Consider the following 12249-nt stretch of genomic DNA (forward strand, 5'->3'; position numbering starts at 1 on the left):
ATGAATAGTGCATTAATTATAATATTTCTCTTTCTAGCAGTATCGATTTTTCTAGGGATTCAAGCTAGGAAAGGGAAGGACATGAATCTTGAGCAATGGAGTGTTGGAGGAAGAGGATTTGGTACAATTTTTGTCTTTCTTCTTATGGCTGGTGAAATCTATACAACCTTTACATTCCTAGGTGGAAGTGGTTGGGCGTACGGAAAAGGAGGACCAACCTACTATATCACTGCTTACGGCGCACTTGCTTATATTATGTCTTATTGGTTGCTACCAAAAATTTGGAAATACGCAAAAGAAAATAATTTAATGTCCCAACCGGACTTTTTCGCAAGTAAATACAAAAGTAAAGCCCTTGGAGTTTTAGTTTCACTTGTTGGTGTAGCTGCTGTTATTCCTTACCTGGTTCTACAATTAAAAGGTTTGGGGAGCATTGTTTCAGAAGCTTCTTATGGATTAATTTCACCAACTGTTGCGATTTGGATCGGCGCGATTTCCGTAACAATATACGTGATGATATCTGGTATCCATGGATCTGCTTGGACTGCAGCATTAAAGGATATTATGATTCTAGTTGTTGTACTTTTTCTAGGAATCTATCTTCCTTATCATTATTATGGTGGGTTTCAAGCGATGTTTGAAGCAGTTGATAAAGCAAAACCAGGTTTTCTAACTCTTCCAAAAGAGGGATTAAGTGTATCTTGGTTTAACTCTACAGTTCTTTTAACAGCTATAGGTTTTTATATGTGGCCTCATACATTCGGCTCTATTTACTCAGCTAAAAGTGAAAACGTATTTCGTAGAAATGCTATTATAATGCCTTTATATCAACTTGTATTACTTTTTGTGTTCTTCGTAGGATTTGCAGCTATTCTTCAAGTTCCTGGATTACAAGGTCCAGCTGCCGATCTTTCTTTATTAAAATTAAGTAAACAATCTTTTAACCCATGGTTTGTCGGAATCATTGGAGGAGCAGGCGTATTGACTGCAATCGTACCTGGTTCAATGATTTTAATGGCATCTGCTACATTAATTTCAAAAAATATTTATAAAGTGTTTGTACCTTCTGCTTCAGAAAAACAAGTTGCTACTTTAGCTAAATACCTTGTTCCTGCCGTAGCTCTATTCGCAGTTTATTTCACATTTAACGGTGGAACTTCATTAGTAACACTTCTTTTAATGGGATACAGTCTAGTTACTCAACTATTCCCAACTCTTATCTGTAGTTTAATGAAAAATAACTTTGTAACAAAACAAGGAGCATTTGCTGGTATTCTTACTGGAGTTGCTACAGTTACTTATGTGACGATTAGTAATACAACAATCGGAACATTATTCCCATCACTGCCTCAATACATTAAAGATATGAATATTGGTGTTATTGGTTTAGTTGTAAATCTTGTATTTTTAGTTGTTGTAAGCTTACTTACTAAAAATATTGCGGTTCAAAGTAAGAAAGAAATTGTTGCTTAGGTTAGAATTGCATTGTTTTAGTTTTGAAATTAGAGATGTCAGAAAATTTATTCAGTCTTTAGATATATGGTATCTTCTGCCGTTGTATTTTTGGGGTATTGTCATTATATACATCCTTATATTGAGTTTTACTGTTTACTCACAATTACTAATGTTTGCTCAAGATGAGACAGTAAGAAGTATATAATAGGTAAGATATATTTTTAGGGTGTTAAAAGTAAGGGGGGATTGAATAAAATCCCCCTTATTTTAAAAGATAAGACAGTATAAACTTTGAGGTGTACCACGTTTTTAAAAACTGTGGTATTTTTGAAGGTGTACTCTAAAAATTTTTAAAATAAAAACGCCTTAGAATGTTTTTTAACATTCTAAGACGTTTATCAAATTAAATTACTTCTTAAGCATCATGTATATGTTTTAATAGCGAGTTTAATTTTATATTAGCTTTTTTTATAGATAACTTAAATAGATAAGAAAACACTTTAAATATACTATATCCAATTAACGTTCCTGTAAAATTAAATATGACGTCATTAATATCAATAACTCTATCAGTATAACCATTAAGTAGTCCAATAAGCCCTTGCAAAGACTCAATTATGACTCCTATCAATAATCCTGCTATAGCTATTTTTTTTAATGTACCCTTTGTGATAAAAGGAAGTCCAAAACCAAACGGTAATGTCATTAAAACATTAAGTAAAGAAATCCTAAAGTCTTGTTTTGTAAGATTTATAAGAGGAACCAAATTCATGTTTCTGAATACATGTTGCCCAATTATATCCCTAAGATGTTGATATGCCATGATTGGAAATTGAGTATAATTTATAACAGAACATAAATAGATAAACATAATAGAAAAAAAGAATAAATAAACAATATCTTTTTTGAATTTTACCTTTAAAACAAACAATATCATTAATAATATAATTATAGATCCATACAATATCCAGCCAGTATCAAAATCTATCCTCGTTTCCCTCATTTTAGAGAATCTCCTCCAAATCAAACCCATATTACATCTTGACAATACCATACTTTTTTTATTTTCTTTCACTACTTTTATGTCAAAATTTAGAAGTTTTTGTGAATAATATTCTTCTGGAGTAATCTTTTAAGAATTAGTCAGAACTAACTAAATAGAAACTAGTAAACCATTAATCCCCTTCTAAAAACATAGAAGGGGATTATTTATTTTTAAACGTTCCAAAATTAGTCTAAGTCCGCCCACTATTAAAAAACTTTGATTTCTTTTAAGGAAAATTTAAGGTACACAATCCAAAATGACCTTATCAAAAGAAATTAGGAGGAGTAAAAAAAGTATATAAAACAAACTCTGGTATTCGCAGTAAGAGCAATCATTTATTAGAGGGAGTATGTAGTATAAACGAAAGACAGGCCCTGTTTTTAGGTTTGCAAGGATCGGAATTTATATGAATTAGCTCAAGATTAATTAGTTATAAATTAATCGAATCAATCTCAACATGGAGAGGAGAAAGGAAATTGAAAAAGTGGGTTATTATTTCAGTTATTGTTGTAGTAGTAGGGGGAGGTAGCGGTTGGTTCATATATAGTAAGAAGAATAATCAAACCCAAAGTGTTATGGCAACAGCACAAACAATAACGGCGCAAAAAGGGAAGTTAGAGGTAGCTGTTACTGGTTCGGGTTCTGTAACAGCAGTGACTGACCAAGATGTTACAGCGGCAGATACGAAGCAGATTGTTGAAAGTGTAAGTGTTACTTCTGGAGAATCAGTAGATAAAGGTGACACACTTGCAACTTTTGAGAATGGTGATGTTGTGACGGCTCCAAAGGATGGAGAAATCACAAAGGTTTACGCGGTAGACGGTAATGGAGTAACACAAGGAAAAGTACTATTTCGTTTGGAAGATGAAGATGGTATAACTTTACCGATTACAAGTGAAGACAGTGATAGTACTTCTGGAAATTCTAGTACTGGAAATACTGGAGGAAGCAGTTTAGTAGCAGATTCGGTGAGTGTGAAGGAAGGCGATGTTGTAAAAGCTGGAGCAACGCTTGTAACTTTTACTGATGGAAGCATTCTACAGGCACCGGTTTCTGGGACAATTACAAGTCTTGATGTTAAAAGCGGCGATTCAGTGCAAAGTTCAGCGACAGTTGCACATATGACAAATTACAGTTCTTTGGAAACAACAATTAGTGTTGATGAATTAGATATAACAAAGGTAAAAGTTGGACAGTCAGTAAAAATTACAGCAAGTGCTTTTGAGGGGCAAACATTCGATGGAACTGTTTCGAAAGTATCAAATGAAGGAACATCAACAAATGGAGTTTCTACATTTGATGTAACTGTAAAAATTAAAAATCCAAAAAGTTTAAAAATTGGAATGTCTACAGAAGCGAGCATTTCAATTCAAAGTAAAGAAAATGCGTTATACGTTCCAGTAGAAGCTGTGTATAAAAATGGTAATGAAAAATATGTACTAGTTCCAACATCTACTGACGATTCTAATCAATCTACAAAGAAAGTTACTGTGAAAACTGGTATCACGAATGATACGAATGTAGAAATTACAAGCGGACTAACAGAAGGAGAAGCTGTTGAAATACCTAGCGTTCAATCTAGAGGTAATTCTTCTGGTGGATTTATGATGCAAGGCGGCGGATTCCAAGGTGGCTTCTCAGGTGGAGGATTCTCTGGAGGCGGTAACTTCGGAGGAAGAAACTTTGAAAGAAATCAAACTGGTGGCGGACAAGGAGGGAAATAATGACTATGCATGAGCCCATTATTCAAATTAAAAACATGACGAAGATGTATGAACTTGGTGGAGAAACGGTAATGGCTCTTCAGAGTGTATCCCTCGATATCCACAAGGGAGATTTTATATCAATCATTGGCCCATCTGGTTCAGGAAAGTCAACATTTATGAACATGATCGGATGTTTAGATTCACCAGATACTGGAAAATATTTGATTGATAGTGAAGACGTAGGGGAAATGAAGAGCTCGCAACTAGCGACAATACGAAATGAAAAAATTGGATTTATCTTTCAAAATTTTAATCTTATTCCTAAGCTATCAGCGGTTGAAAATGTAGAACTTCCACTCATTTATAGAGGATTGAAAACAGCTGAAAGAAGGGAACTTGCTCTTTCAGCGTTAAAAAAAGTAGGACTTGTTGATCGGGCGAATCATTTACCTACTCAGTTATCAGGGGGGCAACAGCAGCGTGTCGCAATTGCGCGCGCCCTCGCTGGAAACCCTCCAATTTTACTAGCAGATGAACCAACTGGTGCTCTTGATAGTAAAACGAGTCAGGAAATATTGGAGATTATGAATTTATTAAATGAACAAGGACATACGATTATTCTCATTACACATGATTTAGAAGTAGCAAAACAAGCAAGCCGTGTTGTTCGAATTCACGATGGCCAGCTGTTCGAGAATGGAGGAGAATGGTTTGCAGACACTGAAAATGGCGCTTAAAAGCATTAAAGGAAATAAAGTAAGAGCGTTCCTGACAATGCTAGGTATTATTATCGGTGTATCCTCCGTAATTGTTATGGTTGCGATTGGGCAAGGATCAACGAAGGAAGTACAAGATCAAATTGGAAGTTTAGGTACAAATGTCCTTACTGTAAGTGTTACAGGCTCAGATGTTACATTCAAAGAAGATGATGCGAATCAACTTGAGAAAGTCAATGGAGTAGAAGCAATTGCTCCGACTGTCTCAGGAAGAGTAACCGTAAAAAATGGAGAAACGAACGCACAAGTTTCAATGACAGGAACAACTTCTTCTTATTTAAAAGTTAGAGATTTAGAGCTACAATCTGGTCGATTTATCGCAGATTTAGATAATGATAACCATTCAAAAATAGCTGTACTTGGCGCAACAACTGCGCAAACATTATTTGGTTTTGGAAACCCCGTTGGTCAATTTGTTAAGGTCAATGGTACATCTTACAGAGTTGTTGGGGTTCTTGAATCTGTTGGAAGTTCGTTAGGTTCAAGTGGAGACAGTACAATTATTGTTCCCCTTAGCACTGCACAACGCTTAGCATCTACAACTTCAATTGGGTCAGTATATGTTAAAGTAGAAAATGAAGATATGGTTAACTTTACAAAACGTAGAATTGAACAAAAAATGTTTACGATAATTGGTGATGAAGATAGTTATAGCGTATCTAGCCCTGAAGATTTAATGGAAACAGCTTCTTCGGTTAATAAAACTATGACATTAATGTTAGGCGGAAGTGCTGCAATTTCACTTATTGTAGGCGGTATCGGTATTATGAATATTATGCTTGTATCGGTTTCTGAGCGCACGAAAGAAATCGGTATTCGAAAAGCAATTGGAGCAAAACGTGGAAGTATTCTTCTTCAGTTCCTTATTGAATCAATGGTATTAAGTTCTCTTGGAGGAATTATAGGTGTGGGAATTGGGGTAATAAGTGCTCAAATATTCACTATAACGACAGGAACAACGATTGCATATTCAGTTCCAGTTATGCTGTTATCATTTGTATTCTCTTTATTAGTTGGAGTAGTATTTGGTGTTTTTCCAGCCAATAAAGCGTCTAAGCTTGATCCGATTCAAGCCCTTCGATATGAATAAAAAAAGAAAGAGGATATCCCAAAATGATGGGGCATCCTCTTTTTATGTTCTTAAATCTAATACTTTTTTGGTTATTTCAAACGATTATTCGAAAACATTCTACTTATAAAAATTGGGGGGAATTGATTTATTTAAAAGAACTAGTAGTTTTGATTTTGACATCATGAGTTAACTGGCTATTTATTTTGCTTGAACTAAAGGTGTTCCACCTTGAACTGTAACCCAACCAAATTTTTGTCGTGCATCCATTTCCATTTTCTTTAATAACTCTGGAGTGAGTGAATCTGCTAAAATTTTATTTGCTTTAGCATCTGCTTCAGCATTTAGAATTTTTGTTTGATTTTCGATCTTAGCTTTTTCTTGGTCAGCTAATGCTTTTTTGACGTTTAGTTCAGAAGTTGCTAATTGTGCTTGTGACTGCGCCATACCAGCAGGCGAACCTACATGTGTAAAGCCAAACGTACCGACTTCAATACCTTGCTTTGCTAGTTCCGTATCTAATTCAATATTAATTTCTTCGGTAATATCAGCTTGCTTTGAACCTTTAATGTCGTTCCAGCTATATTTATGAGTTATTTTGTTTACAACATTTTTCATTGTAGGTTTAACGATATTATTTTTGATATAACTAATATCTTTTCCACCTACGGATTGATAAAGATTAGCTACATTTTTAGTTGAAATTTTCCACGTTAAATTTGTATTAACAGGTAGTTCCTGTTGATCTCCAGTACCGACTGACCAAGCTTGATCAGTATTGCCACCTTCGTGTTTATCATCTGATAAAACTAATGATTGTGTATATGTAGGATACTCCTGCACTGAAACTCCCCAACCAGTCCAATGAAAACCTTGAGGTACTTCAGTAATTTGTCCACTCATATGCTTCTCAATCCCAATGCTACCAACACTAATATGAGACATACCGCCGATCGTATAAATAATGCCTCCTACGATAATGACCCCGCCTACAACAAGACTTCTTAAGCCTTTCACTCTTCATCTCTCCCAATTTCTTTCTTTATTTTTTGAATGCGATTATCAAATAATCTACCAATCTTAATAAAAACCTTATAAAAAAGTAGGAAAAGTACAGCACCAATAATAACAACTAAAATTCCGAATTGATAAAAGAAAACCATGTTATTCCCCCAATTGTGGTCGTTAGTTTGTTTTCTATCTTTCATTTCTTATATGCAATTATAGAATGGTTTAAGCCATATTAATAATTAAATTTTGCTAAGAAATATTGGGGGATTTCTGGTTTTTTTAGTTAAATTATTTTTCTAAATTATAGAAGTATTAAGACGCAAAGAATTAGAGAAAATAACCCACTTTCAATAAGAAAACTTACTATAGAAACCATCTATTTTAGGAGGTTTTTACTTTCAAAATGCAATATACATCAAGAAAATTTCCAAAATATGTACAAAAAACCCAATTTTCTTACGATTGTTCTCCTAAAATTAATCAAAAATTGATCAAAAAAGGCGAAAATAACCCAATATGAAATCAGCAGGAGTTGGACCCAAATTGTAGAATGATTTCTTATTGAAGTGGGAGTAATTTATATTTGTTCAGTTAGTTTTAAGGAGGGGATGGTTAAATTAAAAAAAGATTTATTCGATGAATCATTGCATCACGATAAAATCATAGGAAAACTAAAATTGATATTTTTTTTCAAAATTAAAATTACGTCAACACTCAATATAATAAAGCTAGAGAAAAAGAAGAGCATCAAGTTTTTAGGAGGGGCTAAATGAATATCGAACAGTTAAGACATCTTTTTGAAGTATTAGAAAGTGGTTCCTTTGTAATTGCAGCAAAGAAATTCGATCTTAGTGAAACTGATATTAAAGAATCAATTATTAGTTTAGAAATTGAACTAGGAGTAAGATTAATTGAGTGTGATATGGATTCAAGAGTGATCCCCTCATTTGAAGGACTACAAATTATTCCAATCATAAAGGATATAGTTTTGAATATAAAGGAACTGGAAGAAGAAATTAAAGCATTTAATAATAAATCTTCCGTTAATCGCAATTTGATGTATGACGTAAGTATCTTATAGAATTAAAAAAGAAGGCTTCATTTAAGGAGCCTTCTTTTATTCTGTCTCAAATAAGACTTTTCCCGTCTTAGTAGTATCATAATCCCCTATGGAATCGACCTCAGATTGAAACTGATGTGATGATAAGATATCTTTTACGATATTTATGAGATGTTCATTTTTAGTATTTTTTAAAATAACTAGGTCATACTGTTCTGTTATTAAAGGAATAAAATCAATTCCAATCATTTTAGCAGCTTTTTCAATTCCGACTCCGACATCTCCTACTCCTGTCGCAACGGCAGAGGCTACACTTAAATGATTATTTTCTTCATGCTCATATCCTTTTATGTATTTATAAGAAATATCGTTGATTCGTAGTTGTTCGTCTAGAAGAATTCGTGCTCCTGAACCTTTTTCTCTATTAATGATTTTTACATCTTCCCGGCTTAAATCACTCCATGAGGTAATCTTTAAAGGGTTACCCTTTTTAACGTATAAGCCTGCTTTTCTGGAAAGAAGATTGAATAAGATATAAGGATAGCCCACTAAAATTTTTTTTAGATATGGTAGATTATATTCACCAGTATCTCCATCAAACAAATGTAAACTAACGACGTCGCATTCGCCATTATACATTGAAATCAGACTGTTTAAGCTACCTGTAAAGGATCGTAAAGATTTATAAGTTGAATTTTTCTCAATATGTTTTCCAAGAATATCTAAAACTAAGTCTTGTCCACTAATAACAATATTATTGGATTCTTTTGGATTGCTTCTGTGAGGTTCGGAAACAGAGGCAGATAATGTAGTAGGCTGATTTGTTTTATGATTTTTTATATAATTGTCTAAGTCATTTGCTGCAATTCTCATCTGTCTTCCCACACGGAACACAGGTAATTCTCCTTTTTTTACAAGGTCATAAATGGTTAATTTCGATACTTTTAAAAACTGCGACACTTCTTCAATCGTATAAGAAAGTTCCATCGTCATTTACATCCCTCCAATCTTTATTTTACCCTAAGGCATTTTGAAAAGTATATTCCAAATAATTTTAATGAAAATTTTAAAATTTTATTTCTTAATTAGATATAACTAAATATAATTAGATATAACTAGATTTAATTTAAAAGACGAAAGGCAGATGAAAAATGAAAAAACTTTATTCTTTAATTTTTTCGATGATGTTATTAGGACTAGTTGTATCTGGCTGTTCAACTAATGACCAAGCTAAAAAATCAACTGACACGAAACAAGAAGTTTCGCAAAAGAAAGTAGAGTTGACTATTTCAGCAGCAGCTAGTTTGCAAGATGCACTAAATGATATTAAAGCAAATTTTGAGAAGTCTAATCCTAATGTGAAAATTAATTTTAATTTTGGTGCTTCAGGAGCACTTCAACAACAAATTTCTCAAGGAGCACCGGTAGATCTTTTCTTCTCCGCTGCAGAGGACAAATTTAATAACCTAGTACAAGAAGGACTAATTGATAAGAGTCAAGGTAAAGATGTAGTTGGAAATGAACTAGTGCTAGTCGTACCAAAAGATTCAACTAAAGCAATTAACTCATTCGAAGATATTACGAAGGCAGATAAAGTTTCAATCGGTACGCCAGAAGCTGTTCCTGCTGGACAATACGGTAAAGAGACATTAGAAAACTTAAATATCTGGAAATCTATTGAAGGAAAAGTAGTATATGGTAAGGATGTTAGACAAGTACTTTCATATGTTGAAACAAATAATGTAGATGCAGGTATTGTTTATAAAACAGATGCATTAACTTCTACTAAAGTAAAAATTGTAGCGACAGCAGCTGAAAATACACATGATCCGATTATTTATCCATTAGGTGTAATTAAAAATAGTAAACAACCTAAAGAAGCTCAATTATTCTATGATTATCTTCAAAATGCTGAATCGATGAACATTTTAGAGAAGTATGGGTTTAAAGGACTGTAATTAAGTCAGAGCATATTATTGATATCTAGATCGATGATACAGAATGACGACTAGAACAGTAGTGAAATCGGACTGTAATAGTAAAAAATAAAACCTGAGCAGATTACGTTAAGTAGGCTGTTCAGGTTTTTTTTCTTTATGTTGCTAATACATTTAGTGAAGGAAGCCGGGAGATATTTGTGAAAGGAGCAACAAGCCCGTCGGTGAATCCATCAAACAAGAGTGCAATACAAAATGCGAACTAATCATTTCAATTGGAAGGCAAATGTTCCAAACCATCAGTGTGTAAATTCTTTTATTGATATATTAAATAATTTACGATCTCTTTTCCCTTTTTGCCCAATTAGCCAATACCAATTTTGACCAATATAAAAAGAGTTTGCAACTAATTGCTCAATATACTTTGAAATAATATCTTTTATTTTTTCTTTTTCAATTTTATTTTTAAATGATAGAGCAACAACAAAATATGGCTTTTCATTGTCAAACTCAAGTAATTGAAGAAAGTATTTACCACCTTTTCTTTCATTAAATTCTTCCAATACATGATCTATACTTTTTCGTACGTCAATATTATATTTAGTTGCATCATCCCAATTTGTTATTTGAGCGTCATTTAATGAAACGGTTAAGATGTAATACATAGCATACTCTTTAGGATTAAATTTTAATTTATCAAATTTATATTGATATAATGGTGGAACAACAAATTTTTCATAGTCAGCAAAAAAATCTTCAGTCATATCATATACCTACTTTTTAAAAATTTTGAAGTTTGAATTCTCATCTAAATGTTTTATATATCGAACTTTTTATTTATAGTTTTTCCTAATCTTTCCAAAAATAGACAAAAGGATAGTGAAGAAAAAATTAGAAAAATAAAAAAGTGAAGGTTTTCTCAATGAAAGCCTTCACTTTTTCAGTGATCTCCCTCGTCGGTTGGCAGACACCCTATTTAGCTTTTTTCCAAAATCAAAAAAGAGAAACCCCGAAATGGACTTTCCCTCATGAACAGCTATTCGATATGCTGACTACAAAACACCTTTTAGCAGTTTACAGTATGATAACTCTGCTTAGAATTAAACCCGAGTTTGTTGCTTTTTAATATACTTACTAAGGCCAGAGCAACCACCAAGCAATGGTAAATAGATTATGGCATTATGAATATTTTTAGATATTGAGTTGGTACAAAATTTATTTGATTATCATTTTTCAAGATTCCCTAAAACTTTTAATTCTAACCAAAAAAATCCCTTTAAGTAGATGCTAAGGTAAAACAACCTCTACTTAAAGGGGGATATATAGAAAGGGGATTATAACAATTTAAAATAAATATTAACACTCGTTGCTAATAAGTTTTCCTTGTTCAGTTAGTTTTACGAGCGCAGTGTATCCGATACCTTTTTTAATCACCGTCGCCAATCCTTCATTTACAAGAATATTTAATAATTTAAGCTCTTCTTTGTTTAATTTTGTATAACGATAATAATCATTGCCAATTTTGTGCATTAATCTTCCTTCGCTTGTCATTCCTAAAACAGTAGTCATGCTGATTCCCTCTTTCGAAAGTTGATTAGATTGATTTTTACATAACTATCGTAATATGTTCGTTAAGTTTTGTCTGTGGATAATTTGTGAAAATTTTAACAAACTTTTAATTGTGAATTTAACGCTTAATAGTAATCAGAATAAACTTGTAAGAAATTGGAAGGATAAACGTATTTTCATCCCGCCATACTATTTTTGTGTCAAAAAAATGGAGGTGTGGGTATGTCATTTCAAAATCGTGGTATTGGACATCCTGAACATCATGATGATCCAAATAAATTACATATTGTCGCTGTGAGAAAAAATGGCGATGGTGATCTTACAGATGTAAAATTTCAAAACGGTGAAATTGTTGGAATTGAGCAAGCCATTGCAATGGCAGAACTTGAGCAAATTGAAGATGTTAACACAGGATTAACGCGTGGTGAGAATCCACATAAAACACTTCGTTCGTATCCCGATGGAGATCCAACGAATAATTTAAGTAATCTCCCTACTTTTTAATTTTTTATATCTTTTATAAAACGATGAACGGTGCACGAGTTTTCGTGTGCCTTTTCATTTTACATTAAGGAAGTATAAATTGGCAGCGGAGAAGAAAAAAAGACACAGTTTCCAATT

Annotated in this window: 13 protein-coding genes; 7 read left to right on the top strand and 6 right to left on the bottom strand. The window is 33.0% G+C overall.

Features of this window, described 5'->3' with window-relative positions:
* Positions 1 to 1473 (top strand): sodium:solute symporter family protein, encoded by a 1473-nt coding sequence (locus CN692_RS00145; protein WP_098116986.1) that lies wholly within the window; start codon positions 1 to 3, stop codon positions 1471 to 1473.
* A 397-nt stretch (positions 1474 to 1870) separates the two neighbouring features.
* Here the strand turns inward: CN692_RS00145 and CN692_RS00150 are convergent, their stop codons facing one another.
* Positions 1871 to 2458, bottom strand: coding sequence for a VanZ family protein (locus CN692_RS00150; protein ID WP_179874343.1), 588 nt, complete (start codon positions 2456 to 2458; stop codon positions 1871 to 1873).
* A gap of 518 nt (positions 2459 to 2976) precedes the next feature.
* Between CN692_RS00150 and CN692_RS00155 the strand changes: the two genes are divergently transcribed.
* Genes CN692_RS00155 through CN692_RS00165 form a run of 3 tightly spaced genes read left to right on the top strand, consistent with a single transcriptional unit; the run spans position 2977 to position 6072 of the window.
* Positions 2977 to 4224, top strand: a complete 1248-nt coding sequence (locus CN692_RS00155) for an efflux RND transporter periplasmic adaptor subunit (protein ID WP_098116988.1) — start codon at positions 2977 to 2979, stop codon at positions 4222 to 4224.
* 5 nt (positions 4225 to 4229) lie between these two features.
* Complete coding sequence (locus tag CN692_RS00160; protein WP_098117330.1) at positions 4230 to 4943, top strand: ABC transporter ATP-binding protein; 714 nt, start codon at positions 4230 to 4232, stop codon at positions 4941 to 4943.
* On the top strand, positions 4933 to 6072 hold the full coding sequence (locus CN692_RS00165; protein ID WP_098117331.1) for an ABC transporter permease: 1140 nt from the start codon (positions 4933 to 4935) through the stop codon (positions 6070 to 6072). Before CN692_RS00160 ends, CN692_RS00165 begins: the two co-directional genes overlap by 11 nt.
* A gap of 180 nt (positions 6073 to 6252) precedes the next feature.
* Here the strand turns inward: CN692_RS00165 and CN692_RS00170 are convergent, their stop codons facing one another.
* Positions 6253 to 7068 carry an SPFH domain-containing protein gene (locus CN692_RS00170; RefSeq protein WP_098116989.1) on the bottom strand — a complete coding sequence of 272 codons (816 nt, stop codon included), beginning with the start codon at positions 7066 to 7068 and terminating at the stop codon, positions 6253 to 6255.
* Positions 7065 to 7214 (bottom strand): hypothetical protein, encoded by a 150-nt coding sequence (locus CN692_RS25945; protein ID WP_172445867.1) that lies wholly within the window; start codon positions 7212 to 7214, stop codon positions 7065 to 7067. The genes CN692_RS00170 and CN692_RS25945 overlap by 4 nt, the downstream gene beginning before the upstream one ends.
* A 617-nt stretch (positions 7215 to 7831) precedes the next feature.
* Between CN692_RS25945 and CN692_RS00175 the strand changes: the two genes are divergently transcribed.
* Positions 7832 to 8143, top strand: coding sequence for a LysR family transcriptional regulator (locus CN692_RS00175; protein WP_098116990.1), 312 nt, complete (start codon positions 7832 to 7834; stop codon positions 8141 to 8143).
* Positions 8144 to 8179: 36 nt separating this feature from the next.
* On the opposite strand, the gene CN692_RS00180 is transcribed toward CN692_RS00175, so the two are convergent.
* On the bottom strand, positions 8180 to 9115 hold the full coding sequence (locus tag CN692_RS00180) for a substrate-binding domain-containing protein (protein WP_098116991.1): 936 nt from the start codon (positions 9113 to 9115) through the stop codon (positions 8180 to 8182).
* 158 nt (positions 9116 to 9273) lie between these two features.
* Here CN692_RS00180 and modA point away from each other — a divergent pair, with 158 nt between their 5' ends.
* Positions 9274 to 10080 (top strand): molybdate ABC transporter substrate-binding protein, encoded by an 807-nt coding sequence (gene modA, locus CN692_RS00185; protein WP_098116992.1) that lies wholly within the window; start codon positions 9274 to 9276, stop codon positions 10078 to 10080.
* A 278-nt stretch (positions 10081 to 10358) separates the two neighbouring features.
* Here the strand turns inward: modA and CN692_RS00190 are convergent, their stop codons facing one another.
* Together CN692_RS00190 and CN692_RS00200 are read right to left on the bottom strand one after the other, a co-directional pair.
* Positions 10359 to 10823, bottom strand: a complete 465-nt coding sequence (locus tag CN692_RS00190; RefSeq protein WP_098116993.1) for a hypothetical protein — start codon at positions 10821 to 10823, stop codon at positions 10359 to 10361.
* A 592-nt stretch (positions 10824 to 11415) separates the two neighbouring features.
* The gene (locus tag CN692_RS00200; protein ID WP_098116995.1) at positions 11416 to 11628 is read right to left on the bottom strand and encodes a hypothetical protein; all 213 of its coding nucleotides are present in this window, start codon (positions 11626 to 11628) and stop codon (positions 11416 to 11418) included.
* A 222-nt stretch (positions 11629 to 11850) separates the two neighbouring features.
* On the opposite strand from CN692_RS00200, the gene CN692_RS00205 reads away from it, so the two are divergent.
* Positions 11851 to 12132: a DUF3892 domain-containing protein gene (locus CN692_RS00205; protein ID WP_098116996.1), complete on the top strand. Its 282-nt coding sequence runs from the start codon at positions 11851 to 11853 to the stop codon at positions 12130 to 12132.
* Positions 12133 to 12249 lie beyond the last annotated feature (117 nt).

The organism is Bacillus sp. AFS002410 (assembly GCF_002556365.1).
Classification (GTDB): domain Bacteria; phylum Bacillota; class Bacilli; order Bacillales; family Bacillaceae_G; genus Gottfriedia.